The organism is Rhodoferax sp. ZS1R25, from assembly GCF_056521335.1.
In genome coordinates, this window is the sequence record NZ_JBWMAZ010000005.1 from 12999 (window position 1) to 37283 (window position 24285).

At 61.7% G+C, this 24285-nt stretch carries 20 protein-coding genes and 1 tRNA gene; 11 read left to right on the plus strand and 10 right to left on the minus strand.

What is annotated here, in order from left to right:
• Positions 1–4 precede the first annotated feature (4 nt).
• The 6 genes from rsmB (at position 5) to AC097R_RS20405 (ending at position 5821) form a co-directional block, all read left to right on the plus strand.
• Positions 5–1330: a 16S rRNA (cytosine(967)-C(5))-methyltransferase RsmB gene (rsmB, locus tag AC097R_RS20380; RefSeq protein WP_479600055.1), complete on the plus strand. Its 1326-nt coding sequence runs from the start codon at positions 5–7 to the stop codon at positions 1328–1330.
• Positions 1302–1919: a DUF4390 domain-containing protein gene (locus AC097R_RS20385; protein ID WP_479600056.1), complete on the plus strand. Its 618-nt coding sequence runs from the start codon at positions 1302–1304 to the stop codon at positions 1917–1919. The genes rsmB and AC097R_RS20385 overlap by 29 nt, the downstream gene beginning before the upstream one ends.
• On the plus strand, positions 1916–4204 hold the full coding sequence (locus AC097R_RS20390) for a sensor histidine kinase (protein WP_479600057.1): 2289 nt from the start codon (positions 1916–1918) through the stop codon (positions 4202–4204). The genes AC097R_RS20385 and AC097R_RS20390 overlap by 4 nt, the downstream gene beginning before the upstream one ends.
• 37 nt (positions 4205–4241) lie before the next feature.
• Positions 4242–4913: a response regulator gene (locus AC097R_RS20395; RefSeq protein WP_479600058.1), complete on the plus strand. Its 672-nt coding sequence runs from the start codon at positions 4242–4244 to the stop codon at positions 4911–4913.
• 24 nt (positions 4914–4937) lie between these two features.
• Positions 4938–5013, plus strand: a tRNA-Phe gene (locus AC097R_RS20400).
• Between the two features lie 226 nt (positions 5014–5239).
• Complete coding sequence (locus AC097R_RS20405; protein ID WP_479600059.1) at positions 5240–5821, plus strand: hypothetical protein; 582 nt, start codon at positions 5240–5242, stop codon at positions 5819–5821.
• A 6-nt stretch (positions 5822–5827) separates the two neighbouring features.
• Here the strand turns inward: AC097R_RS20405 and AC097R_RS20410 are convergent, their stop codons facing one another.
• Both AC097R_RS20410 and AC097R_RS20415 read right to left on the minus strand, forming a co-directional pair.
• Entirely contained in the window at positions 5828–6847 is a 1020-nt protein-coding gene (locus AC097R_RS20410; protein ID WP_479600060.1) for a phospholipase A, read from the minus strand.
• On the minus strand, positions 6844–8958 hold the full coding sequence (locus AC097R_RS20415; protein ID WP_479600061.1) for an ATP-dependent helicase: 2115 nt from the start codon (positions 8956–8958) through the stop codon (positions 6844–6846). Before AC097R_RS20415 ends, AC097R_RS20410 begins: the two co-directional genes overlap by 4 nt.
• 142 nt (positions 8959–9100) lie before the next feature.
• Here AC097R_RS20415 and AC097R_RS20420 point away from each other — a divergent pair, with 142 nt between their 5' ends.
• Positions 9101–9931, plus strand: a complete 831-nt coding sequence (locus AC097R_RS20420; protein WP_479600062.1) for a dioxygenase family protein — start codon at positions 9101–9103, stop codon at positions 9929–9931.
• An 18-nt stretch (positions 9932–9949) separates the two neighbouring features.
• Here the strand turns inward: AC097R_RS20420 and AC097R_RS20425 are convergent, their stop codons facing one another.
• The 7 genes from AC097R_RS20425 to AC097R_RS20455 all read right to left on the minus strand — a co-directional run bounded on the left by AC097R_RS20425 (position 9950) and on the right by AC097R_RS20455 (position 18100).
• Positions 9950–10201 (minus strand): hypothetical protein, encoded by a 252-nt coding sequence (locus AC097R_RS20425; protein ID WP_479600063.1) that lies wholly within the window; start codon positions 10199–10201, stop codon positions 9950–9952.
• A gap of 335 nt (positions 10202–10536) precedes the next feature.
• Entirely contained in the window at positions 10537–14655 is a 4119-nt protein-coding gene (locus AC097R_RS20430; RefSeq protein WP_479600064.1) for a pilus assembly protein, read from the minus strand.
• A 32-nt stretch (positions 14656–14687) separates the two neighbouring features.
• Positions 14688–15287 carry a pilus assembly PilX family protein gene (locus AC097R_RS20435; RefSeq protein WP_479600065.1) on the minus strand — a complete coding sequence of 200 codons (600 nt, stop codon included), beginning with the start codon at positions 15285–15287 and terminating at the stop codon, positions 14688–14690.
• Positions 15284–16594, minus strand: coding sequence for a PilW family protein (locus AC097R_RS20440; RefSeq protein ID WP_479600066.1), 1311 nt, complete (start codon positions 16592–16594; stop codon positions 15284–15286). Before AC097R_RS20440 ends, AC097R_RS20435 begins: the two co-directional genes overlap by 4 nt.
• Positions 16591–17031: a type IV pilus modification protein PilV gene (gene pilV / locus AC097R_RS20445; RefSeq protein WP_479600067.1), complete on the minus strand. Its 441-nt coding sequence runs from the start codon at positions 17029–17031 to the stop codon at positions 16591–16593. Before pilV ends, AC097R_RS20440 begins: the two co-directional genes overlap by 4 nt.
• Positions 17028–17660 carry a GspH/FimT family pseudopilin gene (locus AC097R_RS20450; RefSeq protein ID WP_479600068.1) on the minus strand — a complete coding sequence of 211 codons (633 nt, stop codon included), beginning with the start codon at positions 17658–17660 and terminating at the stop codon, positions 17028–17030. Before AC097R_RS20450 ends, pilV begins: the two co-directional genes overlap by 4 nt.
• Positions 17627–18100 carry a type IV pilin protein gene (locus AC097R_RS20455; protein ID WP_479600069.1) on the minus strand — a complete coding sequence of 158 codons (474 nt, stop codon included), beginning with the start codon at positions 18098–18100 and terminating at the stop codon, positions 17627–17629. The genes AC097R_RS20450 and AC097R_RS20455 overlap by 34 nt, the downstream gene beginning before the upstream one ends.
• A 190-nt stretch (positions 18101–18290) precedes the next feature.
• On the opposite strand from AC097R_RS20455, the gene AC097R_RS20460 reads away from it, so the two are divergent.
• Genes AC097R_RS20460 through AC097R_RS20475 form a run of 4 tightly spaced genes read left to right on the plus strand, consistent with a single transcriptional unit; the run spans position 18291 to position 21894 of the window.
• Positions 18291–19808: an ATP-binding protein gene (locus tag AC097R_RS20460; protein WP_479600070.1), complete on the plus strand. Its 1518-nt coding sequence runs from the start codon at positions 18291–18293 to the stop codon at positions 19806–19808.
• Entirely contained in the window at positions 19798–20502 is a 705-nt protein-coding gene (locus AC097R_RS20465) for a response regulator (protein ID WP_479600071.1), read from the plus strand. Before AC097R_RS20460 ends, AC097R_RS20465 begins: the two co-directional genes overlap by 11 nt.
• Positions 20503–20526: 24 nt before the next feature.
• Positions 20527–21507 (plus strand): AEC family transporter, encoded by a 981-nt coding sequence (locus AC097R_RS20470; protein ID WP_479600072.1) that lies wholly within the window; start codon positions 20527–20529, stop codon positions 21505–21507.
• 45 nt (positions 21508–21552) lie between these two features.
• Complete coding sequence (locus AC097R_RS20475) at positions 21553–21894, plus strand: hypothetical protein (RefSeq protein WP_479600073.1); 342 nt, start codon at positions 21553–21555, stop codon at positions 21892–21894.
• A 68-nt stretch (positions 21895–21962) separates the two neighbouring features.
• Here the strand turns inward: AC097R_RS20475 and priA are convergent, their stop codons facing one another.
• Positions 21963–24101, minus strand: a complete 2139-nt coding sequence (gene priA / locus AC097R_RS20480; protein ID WP_479600074.1) for a replication restart helicase PriA — start codon at positions 24099–24101, stop codon at positions 21963–21965.
• Between the last annotated feature and the right edge of the window lie 184 nt (positions 24102–24285).

A 24285-nucleotide genomic window follows, 5' to 3' on the forward strand; every position in this document is an offset into this window, starting at 1 on the left:
CAGCATGTCAGAACCCCATAAGACCCCGGCGCTATGGCGCCAATTGCAAGCTACTGCCCGCGTGGTGCTAGCCGTGCGTGGAGGTGCCTCCGGCACCGCGGCCATTGATGCCGTAGACGCCGAATTGCGCTCTGGCGTACAGGCGCTGGCTTTTCAAGTGTGGCGCAATCTGGGCCGCGCCCAGGCGTTGTGTGCCTTGTTGGCGAGCAAGAAGCCACCACCTGCCGCAGATGCCTTGCTGTGCGTTGCCCTGGCGTTGGCCTGGGACGACGCACAATCGCCCTACGACGCCTTCACGCTGGTGAACCAAGCCGTGGAGGCCGCTAAGCGTCAGCAGGAAACCAAGGCACAGGCCAACTTCATGAATGCCTGTTTACGCCGGTTCTTGCGTGAAAAGGAGGCCCTGGTCTCTGCTACGCAGAATGATCCGGTGGCCGTGTGGAACCACCCTGCGTGGTGGATTGCACGCCTGAAAACCGAGCGCCCAGCACAGTGGACGGCCTTGTTGTCGGCGGCTAACCGGCATGCACCCATGACGCTGCGACTCAATCGCCGACGGACCAGTGTTGACGCCTATTTGCCCTTGTTGGCACAGGCCCAGTTGCGAGGCATCCACCGCAGCGCCCAGATTGTGGAGCTGGGCCAGGCCGTACCCGTGCAGACCCTACCGGGTTTTGCGCAAGGCGTAGTGTCGGTGCAGGATGCTGCGGCACAGGTGGCTGCCCCTTTGCTGCTGGATGGGTATATGGCCCCAGGCTCATGGCGCATCCTCGATGCCTGCGCTGCCCCCGGCGGGAAAACCGGGCATTTGCTGGAACTGGCTGATGCAGAGGTGATCGCATTGGAAGTGGACGCACGGCGTGCCCAGCGCATCCAAAGCAATGCACAGCGCCTGGGCTTAACGCCGCAGGTGGTGACGGCGGATGCGAGCCAGCCAGACACCTGGTGGGATCGCAAACCTTTCGACCTGATTCTGCTGGACGCGCCTTGCACCGCTTCCGGCATCGTGCGACGCCATCCAGATATTCGCTGGTTGCGCCGTGCTTCTGATGTTGATCAGCTCGCAGCAATTCAAAAACGTATTCTGCAGGCGCTGTGGCCTCTGGTGCGGCCCGGCGGGCGCTTGCTGTACTGCACCTGCTCTCTCTTCATCGCCGAAGGCCAGGGCCAGGTACAAGCGTTTCTTGCAAACAACACTGATGCTCGGTTGCTTCCGTCTCCCGGCCATTTGCTGTCGCAAAGTGAAGTGGCCGCCGGCGTTGTCCCCGACAATCCATTGGGTGACCACGACGGCTTTTTCTATGCGCTCTTTGAAAAGCGTGCTGTTTAACAAAGCGGTACGCTGGTTGGTCTTCGCCGGTTTGGCCGGCTTCCTTCGCATGGCGGTGGCCCAGGGCGCGGTGGACCTGTCGCAATTTGAGGTAGAGCGTGGTCCTGACGAGGTAACCGTCTCCGCCCAATTGCAGTTTGAGCTGTCCAGCACCGTGGAAGACGCTTTGCTCAAAGGCATTCCCATGGTGTTTGTGGCTGAGGCTGAAGTACTCAAGGAGCGCTGGTATTGGTCCGATAAATCGATGGGCAGCGCTACACGGCAGTTCCGCCTGGCGTTCCAGCCGCTCACACGCCACTGGCGGTTGAACATTAGCACCGGACCAGGGCCCGCCACGGGGCTGGGACTGGCGTTGAACCAGAGTTACGACACCTTGCAGCAAGCGCTGTCGGCCATCAAACGTATCTCCCGCTGGAAAGTAGCGAACGCGTCTGACTTGGACCCCAACCTGCGCTACCGTCTCGAGTTCCGTTTTCGTCTGGACTTGGGCCAACTTCCGCGCCCTTTTCAAATCGGGGCGCTGGGCCAATCTGAGTGGGATGTCGCGTTGGCCCGGTTCGTCATTCTGGCGCCCGAGGCAACCAAATGACATCTTTGGAAGGGACCAAGGCCTCGGTGGCGCCCGGCCATACTTCGCGTGCGGTGCGCCGAACCGTGACCTTGGGCGCCGCCCTGATGGTCGTCATCGGCATGCTGCTGCTCTACCTGTTGACACAGGCCACCAACAACCGCGAACTGTACGAGCGCAACTATGCGCGCCTGTTTGCCATCAATGTGGTGGTGGCAGTTTTGCTGGCCGCCGGCATTGCCTGGGTGGGCTACCGGCTGATGGTGCGTGTGCGCCAGGGGCGCTTTGGCAGTCGCCTGCTGGTCAAGCTTGCCACCATTTTTGCCTTGGTGGGGGTCATGCCCGGGCTATTGATTTATGTGGTGTCGTACCAGTTCGTCTCGCGCTCGATCGAGACCTGGTTTGACGTCAAGGTTGAAGGTGCGCTGGAAGCTGGCCTGAGTCTGGGACGAGTCACCTTGGACACGCTGTCGAACGACCTGGCTACCAAGTCGCGCGCCGCGGCGGCGCAGTTGTCGGAAAGCAGCGATGGCTCCGCGGGCCTGGTCGTTGAGCGTTTGCTGGATCAGTTGGGGGCCTCCGACATCACGGTTTGGGGCGGCTCCGGCAACCTGATTGCCAGTGTGGGCCAATCCAAATTTCAGCTGAGCCCGGACAAGCCCACCACCAGCCAGTTCCGTACGGCACGACAAGAGCGCTCGCTGGCCTGGATCGAGGGGTTGGAGGACGCCGTGCCCGGGGTGTTGAGTAGCGCCCGCATCAAGGCATTGGTACCCATTTCCAGCCCCACACTGGGCTTGAATGCCGAGACGCGTTACATGCTGGTGTCGCGTGCCTTGCCCCCCAACTTGGTCGCCAATGCGCTGGCGGTGGACAGTGCCAACCGCGAGTACCAGGAGCGCGCGCTGGCCCGAACGGGGCTCAAGCGCATGTACATCGGGACACTGACCTTGAGCCTGTTTCTGGCGGTGTTTGGTGCGGTGCTGTTGGCCGTGGTGCTGGGCAACCAAATTGCCCGCCCTTTACTGCTGCTGACTGAAGGTGTGAGTCAGGTGGCGGCAGGCGACCTGACGCCCAAGTTGACCATGCAGGGCAAGGATGAGCTGGGTGGGCTTACGCGTGCGTTTGCGTCCATGACCCAGCAGTTGGCCGACGCACGCCAGGCGGTGGAAAGCAGCATGTCGCAGGTGGATGCTGCACGCGCTAACCTGCAAACGATTCTGGATAACCTGACCTCGGGCGTGGTGGTGCTGGAGCCCGATGGCGCGATCCGCTCCTCCAACCCCGGGGCCACACGCATCCTGCAACAACCGCTGGCCGCGTACCAGGGCCGTCTCCTGGCAGATGTGCCTGGGCTGGAGCCTTTTGGCAGTGCGGTGCAACAGCAGTTTGCGGACTTCCTGGCGCGCCAGGTGGAACACGGTCTGGACCACTGGCAGCAGTCCTTCGAGTTGGCCGGGAGCCAGTCGTCTCTGCAAAGCCCGTTTGATCGTGCCGTCACCCTTGTCGCCCGCGGGGCAGAGTTGCCCGGCGATTTGCGCCTGCTGGTGTTTGACGACATCTCTGAAATCGTGTCGGCGCAGCGCGCCCAGGCCTGGGGTGAGGTGGCGCGCAGACTGGCACATGAAATCAAAAATCCGCTGACCCCAATTCAGCTTTCGGCCGAGCGGTTGGAGATGAAGCTCAGCGGCAAGCTGGAGGCGGGCGAGCAGGCGATCCTCACCAAATCGGTCAAGACCATCGTCGACCAGGTGGATGCCATGAAGCGGCTGGTGAACGAGTTTCGCGACTATGCGCGACTGCCTGCTGCGGAGCTCAAAGCACTGGACTTGAATGCACTCGTCAAAGACGTACTCCAGCTCTATGACGTGGATGCGGCCAAGGTGCCCATCGTCATTGATCTGGATGTGCGTTGCCCGCCAGTTCGGGGCGACGCCGAGCAGCTGCGCCAGGTGATTCACAATTTGTTGCAAAACGCGCAAGACGCGTCGGAAGCTGCCGTGGCGGCCTCGCCGGGCGTGCCTCGCAACGTGGTGGTGAAGACGCAGTGGCAAGAAGCTTCGGGCCGGGTGCGTCTGATTGTGCAGGACCAGGGCAGTGGCTTCCCTGAGAGCATTCTCAAGCGGGCCTTTGAACCCTATGTCACGACCAAAGCGCGTGGTACGGGCCTGGGCTTGGCGGTGGTGAAAAAAATTGCGGACGAGCATGCATCCCGCATTGACATTGGCAACCGCACCGTGGACGGCGTGATCGTGGGTGCGCAAGTGTCGTTATCATTGGCGATAGACCACAGCGCACCCGTTTGAGTGCGGATATAGGCATCAAAGGGACTGCGCAGACAACATGGCAAACATACTGGTAGTAGACGACGAGCACGGCATTCGGGAATTGCTTTGGGAAATTCTCAATGACGAAGGCCACACCGTCGAGCTCGCGGAGAACGCAGCCCAGGCGCGGGCCGCGCGGCTGCGTGAGCGACCAGACTTGGTGCTGCTGGACATCTGGATGCCGGACACCGATGGCGTGACACTGCTCAAGGAATGGTCCACCACCGGTGCATTGACCATGCCCGTGATCATGATGAGTGGCCATGCCACCATCGACACCGCCGTAGAAGCGACCAAGATTGGCGCACTGGCGTTTCTGGAAAAGCCCGTCACCCTGCAGAAGCTGCTCAAAGCCGTGGAGCAAGGCCTGTCACGCGGCAACTTGCGCAAGACTGCGCCTTTGCCCTTGGCGTCGGTAGCCACTGCAGTTGCGCAAGAGTCCGTCGCCACCATGGCCACCGAGAAGGCAGACACGGGCCCCCAGGCGCAGCAAAACTTTGAACTCGACAAACCGTTGCGCGAAGCGCGCGACGAGTTCGAAAAAGCTTATTTCGAATACCACCTGGCCAAGGAAAACGGGTCCATGACCCGCGTAGCCGAGAAGACCGGGCTGGAGCGCACCCACCTGTACCGCAAGCTCAAACAACTGGGCGTGGACTTGACGCGCGGGAAGCGAAATGGCGCTTAAATTAATGCTATAATTCAAGGCTCAGGCCCGGTAGCTCAGTCGGTAGAGCAGAGGATTGAAAATCCTTGTGTCGGTGGTTCGATTCCGCCCCAGGCCACCAAAATGCGAAAGCGGCTTCTCTGCAAAGGGAAGCCGCTTTTTCTTTGGGCTGTGCGCCAGCACACCCTCATGCGGAAGTCGTCATAGTCCGACTGGCCCCTTGTTCCAGGCGGTGCCCCACGGTAGGCTTGCGCGCAATTCAAGGGGCGCCTGTAGGGAGGCAAACCACTAAGTGGCAAAGGCATGCATGCTGGAGTAACATGCAGGCGAAAACAAGAAGGAGTCCCATGTTCAGCAGGTTTCGGGGCAAAGAAGGCACGCCGGACCCCAAGCAGGAGGCCCCGGATTCGCGTGGACTGGAGGTTCGCGAAGAAGACCCGGACACTGCCTGGAGCCTGTGGGACAGTGCGCTGGCTGAGCAGGACTCGCGTTTCAGCGGTCTGCCGCCCATTTCCGCTCCCGCGCCCTTGGCGCCCACCCCACCCGTTCCGCACGTTCGCGCGGAGTCTGCCGCTGCGCAAGCCTTCCCTGAATTGGATGCACCCACGGTGCCCATGGGGCTGGAAGAGGTGACCCCCGCCCAGCGCAAGATATTGGCGCTTGAAGTCGTGGAGCTGCACCACCATCGCATTGCCAACACCATACGCACGCTATGGGGATACAAGGAATGCAGTGTTTACATCAACAAGCTGATCATGAACGGCGGCGACGGCATGGGCAATGCCCGCATTGGCTTCAACCAGGAGGCTGCCGACGCGATGATGGTGCTGGCCGATCTGCACGACGCGGAGTTTGGCCCCGCTGATCCCGGCGGGGGCGCAGGTTTTGCCGATGTGTCTTTCAGCACCGGCATCAACGGCCACCGCTAACGGAAGCTACCAGTCCAGCAGCGTGAGCCCCACACTGAGCACGGTGCGGCGGCGGTTGTAGTCCATCAACGAATCCCCATAGCCACTGAACAGCTCGGTGTGGAAGCGCAGGCTGCCACGCTGGTCGGTGTCGCTGGCACTGCCAATCTTGCGGAACCAGCCCAGACGGATGGAGCCATTGGCATCGGCCTGCAGCGAGTGGCGCACGGTGAGCGCCAGTGTGTTGCGCGGGTCGATGTTCCAGGCGGCAGAGATTTCGGCACGGCCGATAAGGTCGGCGATGTCGGGGTTGTCGTCGCTGGCCGAGTCTTCGGGCAGTCGCTGCCACAGGCTGGCGTTCACGGCCACGGTATTGCCCAACTCCAGCCCTGCGCGCGCGATCACGCGGTTCCAGCTGCGCGACAGCGGCAGGCTTTGGCCGTTGCTCTGGTGGTTCAGGCTGATGCCGCCATAGCGCAGGCGCCAGCCCGAGGGCAGGGCCGATTCCACCGGGAAGATGTAGGTCAGCTCCGGCTCATGGTCGGTGGCGCGAAACGGACGCGATAGGTCGTTGTTGAACAGCTGCCAGTACGACTGCTGGCTGTATGAGAACCACAGCGAGTCGAGCCGGTTTGGGTCACCGCCGGTCAGCAGGCCCTGGGCCACCTTGGTGCGCACTGAGAGCTGGATGCGCGTCTCGCTGGTGGTGTAGGGCTGGTAGATGCCGGTATGGCCCGCGCTGGGCGAGGTGGGTTGCGTGTTGACGCTGTCCGAGCCGATGACCGACAGGCTGATGGGCCGGTAGCCACGCAGGCCAAAGGTGCCGCAGTCGCTGGACGGCTCCAGCTCCCAAAAGCGCGACAGCGGTGTGGCACGCGGGTTCTTGCAGCTCACACCGGGCTGGGTGGCCGTGGCGGGCGGGTTGTCCGCAGCCACCGTGGCGGGCGTGGTCAGAGCGGATGATTCAGTGCCATTCTGGGCGCTAGCCCCCGTAGATACTGCGCAAGCAGCTATGAAAAGTGTAGCGATTCGAGTGTGCAAAGTCATCGGGGTGTGGTGGCAGCAGCTGTGGCATTGGCTTGGGCTTTGGCGGCGAATTCAGCGCGCAGGGCGCGCAGCTTTTCGCGCGGGTCTTCTTTTACGGTGGTCTGGTCCAAACCCATCTCGGCAATGAAGCGGCTGGGCAAGGCGGCCACCATCTCGCGGCCCTTTTTGCGCCGGCGTGTCCAGCTCACGGCCAAGCTGCGCTGGGCGCGGGTGATGCCCACGTACATCAGGCGGCGCTCTTCCTGCAGGCGGGTGGCCATGTCTTCATTGGCGGCCTCGTCCGCCCGGGTCGATCCACCCAGCGAATCGGCGCCGTCGCCCAGTTTGAAGGGCAGCATGCCCTCGGTCACACCTACCAGCATCACATGCGGCCACTCCAGCCCCTTGGAGGCGTGCAGGGTAGACAGCGTCACCACGTCCTGGTCCTTCTCGCGCTCGCTGATGGTGGAGAGCAGGGCGATGGTTTGCGCCACTTCCAGCAGGCTTTTGACCTCGCGGGCGGTGACACCGGCCGTGTCTTCAATCTGCCCGCCGCAGCGTTGCGCCATCCAGTCGCAAAACTCCAGCACGTTGGTCCACTTGGCGGCGGCGACCTTCTCGCTCTCTTCGCCGTCGTACAGGTGTTTCTCGTAGCCAATTTCCTTCAGCCACTCGGCCATGAAGGCGGTGGCGGCTTCCGCGCCTTCCGTGTGGCGGGCGCGAAACTCGAGGTCGTTGATGTAACGGCCAAACTCGTGCAGGCTGCCCAGTGCCTTGGCGCTCAGTGCCGCACTGAGTGACGAGGAAAACAGCGCCTCAAACAGGCTCAGCTTGTACTGGCTGGCGTAGACGCCGAGCGTGCCCAGCGTGGTGTGGCCAATGCCGCGTTTGGGCGTGGTCACCGCGCGCAGGAACGCAGGGTCGTCATCGTTGTTGCTCCACAGGCGAAACCAGGCGCACAGGTCGCGGATCTCGGCGCGGTCAAAAAAGCTCTGCCCGCCTGACACCTTGTAGGGGATGCCTGCCTTGCGCAGTGCCTTCTCAAACGGCTTGGCCTGGTGGTTGGCGCGGTACAGCACCGCGAAGTCGCGGAACTCCTTGTACTGCTTGCCCTGCATGTTCGCCAAGCCCTCGGCACGCAGGCTCTGGATGCGGGCCACGGCGCGTTCGGCCTCGTGTTCTTCGTTGTCGGCGTCCACCACGCGCACCGGCTCGCCCTCGCCCAGTTCGCTGAACAGCGTCTTGGGAAACAGCTTGGGGTTGGGGCCAATCACGTTGTTGGCCGCGCGCAGGATGGCGCTGGTGGAGCGGTAGTTTTGCTCCAGCTTGATGACCTTGAGCGTGGGGAAGTCCACCGGCAGCTTCTTCAGGTTGTCCAGCGTGGCGCCGCGCCAGCCGTAGATGGACTGGTCGTCGTCACCCACCGCGGTGAAGCGCGCCTTCTCGCCCACCAGCAACTTCAGCACCTCGTACTGCGTGGCGTTGGTGTCCTGGTACTCGTCCACCAGCACATGGCCCAGCTTGGCCTGCCAGCGTTCGCGCACTTCGGGGTAGTCGCGCAGCAGCTTCAGGGGCAGGCTGATCAGGTCGTCAAAGTCCACGCTCTGGTAGGCCGTCAGCCGCTCTTCGTAGCGCCCCATCACGGTGGCGATGATGCGTTCGTTGTCGTCTGTGGCTTGTGCCAGTGCCTCTGCGGAAGTCAGCCCCGCACTTTTCCACGCGCTGATGGTCCATTGCCACTGGCGCGCGGTGGCCGCGTCTACCGTGCCCCCGGCGTCTTTGAGGATGCTGGTCACATCGTCGCTGTCCAGAATGCTGAACTGGGGCTTGAGGCCCAGCACCGCACCGTCTTCGCGCAGCATGCGCACGCCTAAAGCGTGGAAGGTGCACACCAGCACGTCCTTGGCGGCCCGGCCAATCAGGGTTTTGGCGCGCTCGCGCATTTCGGCGGCGGCCTTGTTGGTGAAGGTGATGGCGGCAATGCGGTTGGCCGGCATGCCCATTTGCATCAGGCGCCCAATTTTGTGGGTGATCACCCGCGTTTTGCCCGAACCGGCCCCGGCGAGCACCAGGCAAGGCCCATGCAGGTAGTTGACGGCCTCTTGCTGGGCGGGGTTCATGTCGGCGGCCATCGGTGCGCGTGCTAAGTATGCAAAAGCTGTTGATGATAGTGGGTTGCGCCGCTGGCGGGTCTTTACTGTGCATTTACAAATGCTGCCAAATTCTTCCCAGATTGGTTGCCATATTGGGGCGCTGTTTCATAGAGAGTGATGTATGGCGCCAGAGGCACATTTCGTAGACGGCCAACTTTTTCAAGATATGCGTGTGCTGGCTGAAAATATGGCGAGTCGTCGGCAGGCTTTGCGTTGGCTGGGCACGGGCGCCGTGGCGCCGCTGGCGTTAACTGCATGTGGGGGCGGTGGAGGTGGTGGGAACAGCGCATCCAGTAGCGCTTGCTCTGTCATACCGTCGGAGACCAATGGCCCTTACCCTGGAGATGGAACAAACTCTTTGAATGGGACTTTGGTCAATGCTTTGCTGTTGTCGGGTATTGTGCGCAGCGACATTACCTCCAGCATCGTATCCAGTTCCACCCTTGCGACGGGCCTTCCCTTGCAGGTGACCCTCAATTTGGAAAACAGTCGGGCCAGTTGCGCCCCGTTGGCGGGCTATGCCATCTACCTGTGGCATTGCACGCAAAATGGCTTGTATTCCATGTACTCCACCGGCATCACCGGAGAAAACTATTTGCGTGGTGTGCAGGTCACCGATAGCAATGGAAGCGTAACTTTTCAAACCATTTTTCCGGGCTGTTATTCGGGGCGCATGCCGCACATCCATTTTGAGGTGTACGCGAGCGAAACACTGGCGACCTCTACGCCTGCTGGTGACGGCATCAAGACATCGCAGATCGCATTCCCTATTGCGACTTGTAATGCGGTCTATGCCACTTCGGGTTACAGCGCCAGCGTCACGAATTTGGCCGCCATGTCCTTCGCGAGCGACAACGTCTTTAGTGATGGGTACTCTACCCAGCTTGCGACGATGACGGGGAATACCAGCAGTGGCTATGTCGCTACGCTGAACGTGGGGATTTCGGTGTAGGACGCCTCGGTTGGGCGCCTACTCCAAGGTGGAGAGTTGCAGTTCCAAATCCAATTGTGCCGGAACCAGACTGCCCTTTAGCCGCCCCGGTATGTACGCCGTGTCTTGGAGCATGGCCTTGATATGTTCAACGGCCGGTGCATCTTCAGGTGCACTTTGGAGCGTCAGGACATCCACCACGTGCCCGTTTGCTTCGATGAGAAGACGCAGCCGGATCGGCGCACCTGAAAAATTCAGGCCATCCAGGCGGCTGGTGTCCGGAGCAGACATGGGAACCACTGGGGTATCCAGCTCGCTGGAAGGTACAAAAACAATGCTGCTTGGGGCTCTGTCAGAGCCTAACGCTGCGCCGCGAAGGCCTCGGAGCGGTGTTTGAAGCGCATCTGTCGCTCCGTTCCCTGCGGGTAAAAGGTTGCCTGGAGGCGCGCTCAGTTGAATGTGCACAACGGGCTGAGCCCGTTGCTTGGCGACACTCCACTCTTCCGAGGCACCGCCAGATTGGCGGGAGTTCCATGCCATCCAGCCCAGGCTATGGACTGCGATGGACAATGCAACAGAGAGCAGCAAAAAGGGAGGATTTTTGCTGCTCGACATGCCTTTGAGACTCACTGAGTAGGCACTTCCCGCCAGTTCATGCGTTTCACGCCACTGGTGGTGACCAGCGAGGAGGGTGTCGTGACGGTGTTGCCGCCACTGTCTCCAGCGATGATGCGCACTTTGCCGTTGACGTTTTGGATGGCCAAGTCGGTAATCACCCCGGACATGGTGCTTGACTTCGCAATAAAGCTACCTGTGCTGTCTTGCAAAACACTCTTGCCTGTCCCGATGCTGAAACCTGCGATATAGCCTGTACCGGAGGGGCTGCAGATCGACCCGTTGGGTAAATTGACACCAAACAGTGCTACGCCACTGTAGGCGACCGGATTGACGTTGATGCGCTCGGCCAGATAGGGGCTGCTGCTGGAGGCCGAGAGGTCAAAGTACCAGCCGGCAGATGTCGTGGGGTTGCTGCCGATGCCGGTGAGCATATCCGTGTTGTTAACCAAGGTGCTACGCGTGAGCACGGGTGAGTAGGTGGTGGCCGCCTGAAACCCACCGAAGCCACTGGCTCCGTCGTAGATGGAGTAAACGCTCTGGATGGCGGTGCTGTTGACATCGCTGTCGGCCAGAAGGCGCCCTGTTCCAACGAGCACATAACGTTTGGATGTTGTAGGGTCCACTTCAATCAAGGGACGGATAGTCACTGGCTGGGGTGTGCCAGAGGTCTTGTAAAGCGACGCCAGTGCGGTGGGGCTGGAGTAGGCGCTGGTTGTGCTGGTCAAGTCTAGGCGCCACAGATTGCCCTGCAGGTCGCCTGCGTAAACCGCATCGGCCGTAAAGTCGGTGTGGTTGGGAATGTAGGCATCTGCATGGGCCAGGTTAAGGGGAGCAGCTGTGGTGCCTGTGGTGGTGGCGACGGTTTCCAGGAGCGCACCGGTACTTGGGTTGACGATGAATAAATAGCCTTTGCCATCGCTGTTGTTGTAGCCGGAGGTAAAAATCACCACCCAGCCATACTTCTTGATTTTGACCACCGTGGGTGCGCCAAAGCTGTAGCCCATACGGGCGATGGTGGTGGTATCACTCGTCTTGGGGAATTCCCAAAGCACTTTGCCGGCCAGGGCCGTCTCGCTGATCCAGTCCCCCTCGGTCACGGTCTTGGTCAGAGTAGTCACCGACGCTGCGGTGCTACTGGCGGTTGTCAGCGTGCCGGGGTTGGTCACGTCCAGGGCATAAAAACCTTTCCCGCCTTTGCCCAATCCACCGATCAGCAGGGTTCGCCAATCGGGCGTGGTGCTCACCTTGTCGCATTCAGACAAAGTGCTGCTGGTACCTGTCGTGCAAACCTTGCTGATGTCCACGTCAAACTCCAGCGGGGTGGCATCCACTTGGTAGTAGTGCGAGCGCGTCGGGCTGCCGAACGATGCCAGCCCCGATGTGGCCGCGGTGGAGGAGGTACCGTAGACAAAGCTGGGAATGTAAGCAAACAACTCCTGCCCGCAGAAGCTGCAGTCGGACGTGGTTGTGGTGGTGACGTTACCGCTGATCGTGGACACCGTGCCGGGCAAGGTGCCGTCAAATGCATGCAGCATGCCGTCATTGGCGCCCGCGTAGACCACGGTACGGCGATTGGCGTAGGTGCGCTTGAAGGTGCTGTAGCCTGGGTTGTACAGGTCGTGGTACGCCGCAATGGGGGCGCCCACCGCCGTGACTTTAGAGCTCACGATGTCGCCCAGCAAATAGTCGCGTTGGCGGTAGATGCGGGTACTGGACGTGGCGGTGGTGCTCAATTCATTAGTGCGACTGCCCCGGACATAGCTCAAGTAGTCCGCGGCGGCTGTGCTGGAGGACGAGGTCGCGCTGGTGACGCTGGCAAACGACGCGTAATTGAGTCGGCCCGTGGTCGGGCAAGCGGCCAGGGCTGTGGCGGTGAATGCAATGCCTGCTGGTGTGGTGGCGTTGTCGCAGTAGGTCACGATCTTGCGGGAGGTGGCCGGGGTGCTGAGCGCCTCCAGTTTGTCCCTGGCGTTCCATTTTGCGGTTGCCGTGGCGTTGCCGTAGACGTCGTAAGTAACGGCTGCCCCCACCAGGCTGGAGGTCCAGTTGCTCGGGTCGTAGGTCGCAGAGTAGGCCGCATCTCCAGAGAGCACGTTGGGCGATGCCATGGCATACGCGGTGCTGTTGGCTGCATTCAGTTCGCTGGAGATTTTGTTGAACGCGGCTGTCAGCCCCGTCTTCATCGCCAGTGGGTTGTTGCCAAAGTAGTAGTTGTCAGGGCGGTTGTCCACGCCCGTACTGGCGTCTGTGGAAAATGCCAGGCCGGTGGAGGTTGTGAGGCCAGACGAGGTGTCCGTGTTGGTGTACCAGCTGGTGGTAGGCAGTGTGCTGCTGCTGTTGCTGCTGGCGTAGGGCGAGAAGCCATTGGGAACCGTGAAGCCCCCGTACTTGGTGGCCAGCCAGTACTGGTTCTTGTGCTTGTAGGCCTGGTTTTCCATGACGTCGAGCCAGTAGGTATTGATGGTTTGTTTGCCGGACATGTTGTTGTCTGTCGTCAAACTGGTGTCCGTGAGCGTGGACCGGATATCCATCGTGTGGGCGTCATACGCCAGGCCTGCGATGTAGTAGGTGTTGCACTGCGAGCCGGTACTTGCGCAGCTCGTGCCGCCAGTGTCTCCGTAGATGCTGCCCAAGCCGGACTTCCCCTCAAGGGTGCCCACCATGTCGGTGGCCGTGGCCACGTTGACCGATGTGTCGGCGCTGATTTCGCTGGGCAGGGTGGGCTCCAGCGTGGATCCTGCGCGCAAGGTGCTTCCATACAGGTTGGCATCGCGGTGGGTGTTTACGTCGCCAATGCCCAAGATAAAGTTTTTTTGGCACGAATAAACGATGGGGTCGGCCCCCATGGTGGAGCTATCTGTCTGGCGCCACTTGGTAATGACCGGAAAGCCATCGGCATACGCTGCGGTGGCGTCCGTGGTGTAGCTGCTGACATTGCTCAGACCCTTGAAGTAGCGCAAGACGGTGTTGTACAGCTCACTCACCGGGTCTTTGGACTTGTAGTTTTGCGCGCTGTAGCCGAACTTGTTGAGGTAGTTCATCGCACCGCTGTTACTGATGGACAGGTTAAAAGTGCTGTTGGTGTCGGTAGCGTCGGCTGCAGCAGGGTTGACGGTCATGATGCCGGTGCTGGCGCTCCATTCCGGAAAGCCATCGTTCACCACGTCGGAGGAGCCTGGCACGGGCTTGTAGGGGCCGATGTAGTTCATGCGCGCGCGCATGACGCCACCGTCGCGCTGCTGACTGGTATCTCCATCATGTTTGAGATAGCCAAAGGCAGAGTAGCGCAGCTGCATGGCGTACTGTTGCATCAGGCCTTCCGGCTTGTAGGCGCTGCCATACAGCACACAGTTGTCTTCTTTTAGAGCCTCCGAGATGCATGCTGCCACGTTGATGTACACCTCGTAGATGCTGGAGGCACCGGCCGTGCCACTTTGTGCGACGTAAGCTGTGGCTGATGATGCGGAGTCAATCGTGGTTCCCGTGCCGGTAATCCACATGCGCGAACCCAGAGCCCAGATGCGTGTCGTGGCTGAGGTCCATGCAAACGGCGTCGCCCCTGAGACGAGGGCGGTGGTTTTGTTGGGGACGTTGGACGCCGTGGCACGACCAGTTGCCGACCAGGTCTTTGTCAAGATGGTGTCGATATTGGTGCTGCTGGTGCTGGTCGCCGTGTTGGTGTCGGTGCTGCGGTAGCCGCCGGTCATGATCCAGCGGAATTCGTCCAGGGTCTGCATGGACACGTAGTTGAGGTAGTTGCCGCTCCACAGGCCGCTACAGACGTGGCTGCTGGCGGCGCTGGCGGGTTTGAAGTAGCTGCTGGCAGGCGTGGTGCTGTTGTAGACGTACTGGTAGCACTTCTCAGAATTGAAGTACCCGATGTAAGTGGAACCGGTCGCATAGGCCGTGGTGCTGAGGTACGCCGCGGTGGTGGCGGTAGGCCATTCGACAGACAGCGCCAGCGCCAGGTTGCCGGGCACCTTGACGGTGGAGAACAGCGGGTAGTCCGCCAGATCAATCGCCTGAGCAGGCCAAGGACTACCGAAGGCAAACACCAGGACCACGGCGGACAAAAGCCAATGGGCCCAGCGGCGGAAAATGGCATGGAATGGGGGCAAGCAGGGCATATAACGTCCTCGGGCAGGTGATCATGCCGACGCTATAGCGCGACGATCATTTGTTGAAAGGCTTGGGTGTTGCGCGGACCTGTGATGCGGACCGTGATGCGGTAGGTTGGGCGGGCATCCGCCCTGATCCGCTTGAGCCTAGCTGTGCCACTCTGGGCTGCGTTGGATTCTTCCGCGATTGACACGCAATTGGTGGTGCTGAAAGCGCCAGAACTGCTGCACTGCCGGTCAATGACCGTCCGCATGGTGATGCCTGCCGTGCTGTCGGTAAAGTCTGCCAGCGACATGCCCGACGTGGTGAAGGTACTGTCGTTGATCAACACCTTGGGAATGCCCTGCGCGTTGGATGCCAGTTGGGTGGCGCTGTAGTTGACTGTGAGTTGGTCGGTCCTCCGGTTGACCTCGGATGCCAGCAAGGTTCCGCTGTTCAGTTCGTAAACCGCCTTGGCCAGCCCTCGTTCGGCCTGGTTCAGAAGGTCGCGTTTGAATGCGAAGTTGCCGGCCTGAAGGAGCGTGTTCGTCGACGAACGTGTGAGGGCCACTGACGCTATCAACATTAGTACCAGACAAATCAGTGTCATGACCATGACGACGCCCGACTGTCTGTGGTGGAGGCGGAGTGCGTGTGTCATGGCAGCATCAGGGGGTTGCGCAAAGGGATGGTGAGTTCCACCGTGCGGTAGCGGTAGTGCTGCTCCAGCCGTGTTGCATCTTCCGTGTCTGTTTTTAGAGCGCGGGTGTACGTCAGGGTGTTTCCCAGATCGGAGAACAAGGTGATTGCGTTCGTCGTGACTTTCTCCTTTTCCGGCAGGCTGGTGCGCAATATCAGGCCAATTCGCACAGCAAGAATCTTCTGCAGGTAGTCGTTTGCCGTGGTGAGCGAAGTGCAGGAGGCCAGCCGTGCGGTGGCATCCACCGGTCGGCTCACGGTCTCCTGCAGGGAGCCGGCCATCAGTGCGGTCACGCTGTAGGTGGTGTCGGTGGGGTTCACCCATTCGGTTGAGCTTATGGTGCCATCACAGTTTTTGTCGATTCCGTACAGTGCGTGCAACTCAAACACGCCATCGGCACGGGCCACGGCAGAGCGAGTGCTGTCGCCGGCGGTGTTGAGCAGGTCGTAGCTAAACAGGGTGTTGTTGTCGCCCACACCAATCACCTGGAACTGCGGAGCGCGCCCGCTGGCAACACTGCCCAACACCATAGTCGTGCTGTTGTCAGACAGGGAAGCCAAGCCATTGTTTGTGCTGTGGTAGTTGCCACTCAAGGCCATGGGGGTGGCACCGGTCACAAAGCCCGAGTCCACCTGCTCGATGGTGCAGTCGGCTGCATTGACCGATGTGATGGTGGTGCCGGTCGAGTCATAGTTGGGGGTGGTGCTGGGCTCCACCTGGGTGATGAGCACCACATCGTTGGCACTGAATGCCGTGGTGTTCGCCAGCGTCAGCTGTGCGGCAGAGGGAAACCCTGAGAACATGACCGGAATCCCCCCGGTCCCCGATGCGCCAGCCATGACCACCAATACGTCGGATGTTTGCCCACTCACGCTGGGTGTGGTCTGGTTGGGCAAGATGAGGAGGGGCGCGAGGCGGAATTTTCCGACCGTGCCGGCGTTCACGCCAGCAAATGGGCTGGGCAGTGCACTGCCATACGGCAGAATTTGTGTTCCCCCGTAATAGGCTTTGAGCGGGCACCCAAAGGAGTACGCCGCCGATTTGGTAAAGCCATTGCCTGCGTTGCGCACCCATTGATCCAGAAGGTAACTGGCGTAGTTGCCCGCCTGGTTGGCATCGCTGGTTGAGGTGATGGTGCGTTTGCGCCCTTCTGAGCTATTCATGACGATGAACATGGTCAGTGACAGAAATATTCCAATCAACAGGGCAACCATCAGTTCGATCAGGGTAACGCCCCTCTCGCGGCGACCCAGGGCAGGGTTTTTCATGGGATCACCACCTGGGTGAAATAGGTATTTGTTTCCGTGGATGCCTTGGACGGCGCGCGCCAAGTGATGGTGACCAGGGTGGTCTTGATGCCTGTGGCGGCGTCCTGCGTAGTCACAATGGTGCCCGCACCATTGGCCAAGCCTGAATCGGCTGCACTGGCAACCCGGGCCTTCCATGCAGTCGATATGGAGGGGGCAGCCGTCCCTTCTGCCCACATGGCGGCCACAATTTCGTTGGCCAGAATCGCTGCGCGAGAGCGGTCTTCCGCATCTACGGAGTAACTGATGGCCTTGGCTTGCATGGCCACCATGCCCAGCACACCAAGAGAAAAAATCAACAAAGAAACCAAGACTTCAATCAGGGAGGCTCCAGACTGTCCGCGCCGGGGGGCGCCACGGCGGTTGCGCGTGGAGGGGGGGAGGACGAGGGGCTTCATGCGGGGCATCCGTCGGGAGTGCTGGTGCCCAGCGTTCTGGTGGGATCGCACATGCGCACCTGGCCACCCACGCCGACATAGACCTTGAGCGAGCGAGTCGCATTTGTTTTTGCGACGGTGTAAATCTTTGTGCCCGTGGTGCAGGCAACGCCAAGCACATTGACCGCATCACTGGATGCGATGGCCACCATGCTCCCCATGGGGCCAAAGCACACTACCGACGAGGCGCTGGTGATGGTGACACTGCCTTGGTTGGCGTAGTTTCCGCCTTGTACATAGTCGGCGGTCACCGCTGTTTCGCTCGTGGCACCACTGGCCAGCGGAAGTGCTTGCACATACCAGTTGACTCCATTGGCCGTAGGTGCAGCACTTTTTGCCGGGGTGCTGTTGGTCACCACGAATACGGTGGGCCGGTTACGCCGCATCGCTTCTGACTGCGCCATGCGCAGGCCATTCGCAATTTCTTCCGCTACGCTGCGTACACGGGCGTTGGCCATCCATTCGCTGAACCCCGGGACTGCAGCCAACAGCAGCAAGGACAGGATGGTCAGTGTGACCATCAACTCGATGAGGCTGAAGCCCTGCTGATACGCCCTCAGCACGAGTCGCCCTTGCGCATGATCCAGCACGCGCTGGTGGCACCACCCCAGGCGGTGGACATGGTGCTGGATTTGGTGTCTGCCTGATTGATGGAATAGGCGAATCCATTGACCACGCCCGAGCCATTTGCAGTGGCCGTGAAAGTCGTCGCCGTGAGATTGCCACAGACGGTGGAATACGGTGTTGGTTTCGTATAAGTGACTGCCACAGCGGTACACGGGGCAGTGATAGTGGCGCTGACATCCAAGTAAGTGCGGTTGTCTTGGTAGTACTGTTCCATCCTGACGCGGGTGGCGATCAGGTCATTGGTCATCGTGACCAAATGACCGCGCAGCACATAGTCGCTGTAGGCCGGCAGGGCAACGGCGGCCAGGATGCCAATAATGGCCACCGTGATCATCAGTTCAATCAAGGTGAAGCCTCGTGCGGCCTCGCGGGGCGTGGCTGCGCATCTTGCGCGCAACTGCATATATTCAGGCACTCTATTCTCCAAACGACTCTATCGACCAAATTTGCCTGCCAATTTGGGAGGCTTTTAGGAGATTTGCGCCGGCTGTCGGTGCGGTTTGCCCGTTTGTCGCCAGATCGGGGGGCCATAAGCTGCTTTACTATCCCGTGCTATGGCGCTATCTGGGGTTACACATTCCCCCTCTCAAACTTTGGCAAGACACCTGACGTTTCAGCGCAAGGTGTTGCTGGCGCTGGTCGCGCTCACGCTGAGTTTGCTGGCAATATTTATTGGGGTGTCTCGGTGGGGGCTGCAGCGCAGTCTGGGGGACTACGTTGCGGAGGTTGAGCTGTCGCGGATGGACTGGTTTGTGCAGAAGCTGGAACAGGCCTATGTGGAACGCGGGAGCTGGTTGTTCGTCGTGGAGGATGAGCAGGCGTGGTTTCGGTTTCAGTTCCCGGGTCGGCCCGGGGCCGAATTAGCCTTTCGCAGCCCTCCCCCGCCCCCTCCCCCGCCCGACGGGGACTGGCGTCCCCCACCCGACGGTGGCCCTGGTCCGATGGGGGCTCCGCCACGACCAGCAGGCATGGGGCCGCCAGACTCGGTGTACCAACGTATGGCGCTTCTCGGTGCCGACGGTAGTTCCCACATCGCGGGCAGCTTGCAAGCCGTTTCTGCGGCGGCCCGACGGCCCTTGCGCTACCAGGGTCAACTAATTGGGTATCTGGCGATTGCACCCATGCACAGCATGGCAACGGACGCCGGGCGCGCCTTTCTGGCAGGGCAGTCGTTTTTCATCGTGACCACTGGGTGTGTGGGGGGGCTGTTGGCGCTGTCGCTGTCTTGGTGGTTGTCCGGGCGCTGGCTCCGGCCGATCCGTGAGCTCATCCAGGGGGCCGATGCGGTGGCCCATGGGCAACTGGATACGGTGGTGCCGGTGCGCGGGCACGACGAGCTCGCACATCTCTGCGAGACCTTCAACGGGATGACTTGGCAACTGCATGAGACGCAGGCCAACCACCGCCGCTGGCTGGCTGATGTGGCACATGAGTTGCGCACCCCACTCGCCGCCATGCGCGCTGAAATCGAGGCCACCCAGGATGGTGTGCGGGCGTACACGCCAGCTACCGCAGAGCGGCTCCACCGGCAGGTGGTGCGCCTGGGGCAACTGGTCGAAGACTTGCGCGCCAGCATGGGACAGCGTGATGGCCCGACACGGTTCGCGCCCGGGGTCAACCCACTGGCAGTGCTGCTGGAGGCGGTGGGCTTTGTGGCCGAGCGTTTCCAGCGCGCAGGGATGCAGGTGGCCACGGGTGAGGTGCCTTTGCTGGCGAAGCAACCCTTGGTGAGAATGGTCGCAGACGCCGCGCAGTTGCAGCAGGTATTTATCAACCTGCTGGAAAACGCGTTGCAGTACACCCGACAGCCCGGCGTGCTGCAGATCAGCGCCAGCCTGCTGGAGCAGGGGCGGATCCTGATCCGGCTGGATGACTCCGCGCCCGCGCCGGCGGCGGCAGATATGCCCCACCTGTTTGAGCGCCTCTACCGCGGCGACACCTCACGTGGCCGCAGCACGGGAGGCTCCGGTCTGGGGCTGGCCATCTGCCAAACGATTGTCCAGGCCCATGGCGGCATCATGGCGGCCGATTTTTCTCCTTTGGGCGGCTTGCGTGTCGAGTTGGTGTTGCCCCTGCAGCATGGAATTCGGGAGATGGGCGATGCTAGTTAACGTGCCACAACAGACGGTATTGGTGGTGGAGGATGAGGCCGACATCGCCTCCGTTGTGCTGGACTATCTGCGGTTTAACGGCTACGCGGCCGAGCACGTGACGGATGGCTTGGCCGCCATCGAACACATTACCCGGTCCCCGCCCGATCTGCTGTTGCTCGACGTCATGCTGCCCGGCTGCGACGGGTTTGCCGTGCTCCAGGCGATACGGCGCTTTACCCCATTGCCGACCATCATGCTGACCGCCCGGGTGGAAGAGATTGACCGCCTGCTGGGACTGGACTGCGGTGCAGATGACTACATCTGCAAGCCCTTCTCTCCCCGAGAAGTCGTTTCCCGTGTACGCGCCGTGCTGCGGCGCACAGCGGGCGTGCCTGAGGCGGCGGCGATGGCACCAACACTGTTTTTGGACTGCGACCGTCGTCGGGCCAGCCTGCATGGCCAGCCCCTGCAATTGACGAGCAAGGAGTTTGAGATCCTGAAGACCTTGTACTCCAGCCCTGGCCGGGTGTATTCCCGCACACAGCTGCTGGAGTTAGCCTACGCTGGCGAACTCGATGCCAACGAGCGCGCCGTGGATAGCCACGTGAAGAACTTGCGCCGCAAGTTTGCCCTGATCGATTCACAACACGAATGGTTCCGCTCCGTCTACGGGGTGGGTTTTTCGTTGGAAGACCCTCTTGCACCCATTTAAAAGAGCGCAGACTGAACCCTGAACATGCTGCAAATCCTGACCGTTACCTTCCCCTTCTTCGCCCTCGTGCTCTGTGGTTTCGTCGCCGCGCGCCGCGGCATGCTGCCGCTGGCGGCCATTCCTGGACTCAACGGCTTCGTGCTGTTTTTTGCGCTGCCCTGCATGCTGTACCGCTTTGGCGCCAGCACGCCGATTGCCCAGTTGCTGGACCCCAGCGTGGCGCTGACTTACCTTCTGTGCGCGTTGGTGATGGTGGCATTTGTGGTGGCCGTCACGCTGCATGGCCGCATTGGCTGGAACGACGCGGCCTTTGGTGCGCTGGTGGGAGCCTTCCCCAACACCGGTTTCATGGGCGTGCCCCTGCTGGTAGCGCTGCTGGGTGCCAAGGCCGCAGGGCCGGCCATCGTCACCATCCTGGTGGACATGGTGATTACCTCGTCGCTGTGCATCGCGCTCTCGCGCTTGGGCGAGAACACAGCCACTGGCGGTGGTTCGGCCGCGCAGGCGGCCAAAAATGCCCTCAAAGGCGTGGCCGCCAACCCCATGCCTTGGTCGATTCTGCTGGGCGCACTGGTGTCGGCGCTGCAGATTGAATTCCCCCAGCCGGTGGTGGCCACCGTGGGCCTGTTGGCCGATGCGGCCTCGCCGGTGGCACTGTTCACCATTGGTGCGGTGCTGGCCCGCTCGCAGATTTTGGCCAAGGAAGACAAGTCGCACCATGTCCACTGGCAGGAGTACGTGCCGGTGGCGCTGATCAAGCTGTTTTTGCACCCGCTGCTGGTGCTGCTGGTGGGCGTGTCGGCCATTGGTCTGGGCGTGCCCATCGACAAGTTCGCGCTCACCGTGCTGGTGCTGCTGGCCGCGCTGCCCAGCGCCAGCAATGTGTCGCTGCTGGCCGAGCGCTTTGGCGCGGACAACGGGCGCATCGCCCGCATCATTCTGGTGTCCACCGCGGCGGCATTCTTCACCTTCTCTGGGGCGGTGGTGCTGATGGTTGGGATTTAATGGCCGGATTTTCTGGGGCCATCGCGCGATAGGCAAAATGAACCCATGGAAACGATCCTGAATTTTGTAGCCTACGTGCTACGCCGCGCGTTCAAGCTGTTCTTGGTGGTGTGGGTCAGCATGTTCGCCCTGGCCCTGCTGTCGCTAGCCTTGACCGCTGCGTTGCTCACCGTGCTGTGGTCGCTGCTGACAGGCCGCAGGCCCGCGCTCTTCACCACCTTCACCCGCTTTCGCCAGGCCTCGCAGCAGTTCCGCTCAGGTGTCTGGTCACGTCCAGGCGGTTCTCCTGTGGATGCTACGGCCGCAGCCGATGTGGTGGATGTGCAGGCGCGCGAGGTAGAGAACCAAGCTGGGCCCGTCAAGCCTTTGCCTCTCGACGGAATGTGAATTTCCGGTCACTATCAAAATAGTAGCTGTTTGCGCATATTCCACGGGGGCTGCAGCCAAAAAACCCACTAAATCGCCAGCGGATCCACGTCAATCGCCCAGCGGATCAGGCCCTTGCATTCTGGGTGCGCGCGCGTGGCGTGCAACACGCTTTGCCAGCCGTTCAGGAACTGCTGCAGCGTCGCGCGTGACGGGCTTTCGATCAGCATCTGGGCGCGCTCCACGTTGGCGATGCGCTGGATCGTCATGGGCACGGCGGGGTACAGCGTGAGTTGGTCCAGCACTGGGGCCCAACCCTCCCATTCCAGCATCTCGGTTTGCGCGAAGGTTCTTGCGGCGTTCAGGAAGGCCTGGGCGGCTTCCTGCGTTTTGGCATCGGCGCGCACCAGGGCCTGGGCGCTGAACGGGGGCATGGCGGCCTGTTCGCGCTCCAGCAGTTGTTGGGTGGCAAACGCTGGGTAGTCGTGTGCTTTCAGCGCGGCGTACAGCGGGTGTGCGGGCTGGAAGGTTTGGATCCACACCTCGCTTTGCGCGCCCAGGGCTGCATCGCGCCCGGCGCGGCCGGCGGCCTGCATCAGCAGGCTGAACAGGCGTTCGGGCGCGCGAAAGTCGCTGCTGAACAGCGCGCCGTCGGGGTTCACCGCCGCCACCAGCGTGATGCGGCGGAAGTCGTGGCCCTTGGCAATCATCTGGGTGCCCACCAGCACATCCACATCGCCCGCGTGCACGGCGGCCAGTTGTTCTTCCAGCGCGCCCTTGAGGCGGGTGGAGTCGGCGTCGATGCGGGCGATGCGCAGGTGCTCGCCGTCCGGGTTCTCGGGCGTGACCGACCCGGCGCGGCGCACGTCCACCAGCAGTTCGGCCAGGTGTTCTTCGAGCTGCTCGGTGCCGCGGCCAATGGGGCTGATGTCCACATTCCCGCAGCTGGGGCAGGCGCGCGGCACGCGCTCGGTGAAGCCGCAGTGGTGGCAGCGCAGCGTGCGGTCGATCTTGTGGAACACGCGGAAGGCGCTGCAGTGCGGGCATTCGCTTTTCCAGCCACAGTCGTCGCAGGCCAGCACGGGGGCGTAGCCGCGGCGGTTCAAAAACACCATGCACTGCTCGCCACGCGCCACGCGGTCCTTGATGGCGTCTACCAGCTGTGTGGAGAACACGGCCTTGCGCGGCTGGTGGTTCATGTCGACCCGGCGCACCAGCGGCAGGCGCGATGCCTCGCCCACGCGGCTGGGCATGTGCAGGCGCAGGTAGCGTCCGCCTTCTTCCGCCGGGCGGCTTTGGTGCCAGCTTTCCAGCGAGGGCGTGGCGGAGCCCAGAATCACCTTGGCGCCTTCGAGCTTGCCGCGGTACACGGCCAGGTCACGCGCCGAGTAGCGGGCGCCCTCGCTGCTTTTGTAGCTCGGGTCGTGTTCTTCGTCCACCACGATGAGGCGCAGTTTGGGCAGGCTGGCAAACACGGCCATGCGCGTGCCCAACACGATGCGCGCTACGCCGCCGTGCGCGGCCAGCCAGCTCTTCAGGCGCTGCGGGTTGGTCATGCCGCTGTGCAGGCTGACCACGGCATGCTCGCCGTACAGCGGGGCAAAGCGCGCCTTGAAGCGCTCTTCGAGCTGCGGTGTGAGGTTGATCTCGGGCACCATGATCAGCGCTTGGGCGTCGGGGTCGGCCGCCAGCAGCTTGTGCACGCAGTGCAAATAGACCTCGGTCTTGCCGCTGCCGGTGGCGCCAAACAGCAAAAACGGGCCGTTCTGCGCGTGGATCTGCCCCACCACGGTGGCCTGCTCGGGCGTCAGCGCTGGGGCCGCCAGCACGGCACCGCTGGCGCCGGCCACGGGCTTGGTGCGCTTGAGGCGCCGCGCCATCTGCTCGGGCGACAGCTCACGCAGCTGCGGCGGCAGTGCGGCCAGCGCCACCTCGCCCACCGAGCGCTGGTAATAGCTGGCAGCAAATGTAAGAAGTTGTTGCCACTGCGCCGTCAGCGGGGCGATGCCCTCCAGCGCCCCGGCGATGGCCCGAACCTTGGCCGGATCGAACTCGCCGGTGGCTTCGGCACCCGCCCCGTCCCACACCACGCCCAGGGTTTCGCGGCTGCCCAGGGGCACGCGCACCAGCGTGCCGGCAGGTAGTGCCTGCTCACTTTGGTAGGTCAGCACCGGCCCCAGCGCCGCGTGCGCAGGGGTGTTCACCAGCACCGGTAGCCAGCAACTCATGGGGCTGACACCGGGCCCGAAACGGCATTTGTGTGATGAAGCGGCACTTGGGGTAATTTATTGATGTGAACTGGCGAAATAAAGGCTAAGTACTTGATTTGAAAGAACTTTACAACCCGTTCACGTTTTCTGTGGATAACTTTGTTGATATGTCTGCCCCGCGTGGGCTGAAGCCTTGTAAATC

Coding starts and splice junctions, on each gene's coding strand:
- AC097R_RS20395 (WP_479600058.1), top strand. CDS start 4,242: ATGGCAAACATACTGGTAGTAGACGACGAGCACGGCATTCGGGAATTG.
- pilV (WP_479600067.1), bottom strand. CDS start 17,031: ATGAAGCCCCTCGTCCTCCCCCCCTCCACGCGCAACCGCCGTGGCGCC.
- AC097R_RS20420 (WP_479600062.1), top strand. CDS start 9,101: ATGGCGCCAGAGGCACATTTCGTAGACGGCCAACTTTTTCAAGATATG.
- AC097R_RS20430 (WP_479600064.1), bottom strand. CDS start 14,655: ATGCCCTGCTTGCCCCCATTCCATGCCATTTTCCGCCGCTGGGCCCAT.
- AC097R_RS20440 (WP_479600066.1), bottom strand. CDS start 16,594: ATGAAAAACCCTGCCCTGGGTCGCCGCGAGAGGGGCGTTACCCTGATC.
- AC097R_RS20385 (WP_479600056.1), top strand. CDS start 1,302: ATGCGCTCTTTGAAAAGCGTGCTGTTTAACAAAGCGGTACGCTGGTTG.
- AC097R_RS20415 (WP_479600061.1), bottom strand. CDS start 8,958: ATGGCCGCCGACATGAACCCCGCCCAGCAAGAGGCCGTCAACTACCTG.
- AC097R_RS20465 (WP_479600071.1), top strand. CDS start 19,798: ATGCTAGTTAACGTGCCACAACAGACGGTATTGGTGGTGGAGGATGAG.
- AC097R_RS20390 (WP_479600057.1), top strand. CDS start 1,916: ATGACATCTTTGGAAGGGACCAAGGCCTCGGTGGCGCCCGGCCATACT.
- AC097R_RS20435 (WP_479600065.1), bottom strand. CDS start 15,287: ATGACACACGCACTCCGCCTCCACCACAGACAGTCGGGCGTCGTCATG.
- AC097R_RS20405 (WP_479600059.1), top strand. CDS start 5,240: ATGTTCAGCAGGTTTCGGGGCAAAGAAGGCACGCCGGACCCCAAGCAG.
- AC097R_RS20410 (WP_479600060.1), bottom strand. CDS start 6,847: ATGACTTTGCACACTCGAATCGCTACACTTTTCATAGCTGCTTGCGCA.
- AC097R_RS20470 (WP_479600072.1), top strand. CDS start 20,527: ATGCTGCAAATCCTGACCGTTACCTTCCCCTTCTTCGCCCTCGTGCTC.
- AC097R_RS20475 (WP_479600073.1), top strand. CDS start 21,553: ATGGAAACGATCCTGAATTTTGTAGCCTACGTGCTACGCCGCGCGTTC.
- AC097R_RS20425 (WP_479600063.1), bottom strand. CDS start 10,201: ATGTCTGCTCCGGACACCAGCCGCCTGGATGGCCTGAATTTTTCAGGT.
- rsmB (WP_479600055.1), top strand. CDS start 5: ATGTCAGAACCCCATAAGACCCCGGCGCTATGGCGCCAATTGCAAGCT.
- AC097R_RS20455 (WP_479600069.1), bottom strand. CDS start 18,100: ATGCAGTTGCGCGCAAGATGCGCAGCCACGCCCCGCGAGGCCGCACGA.
- priA (WP_479600074.1), bottom strand. CDS start 24,101: ATGAGTTGCTGGCTACCGGTGCTGGTGAACACCCCTGCGCACGCGGCG.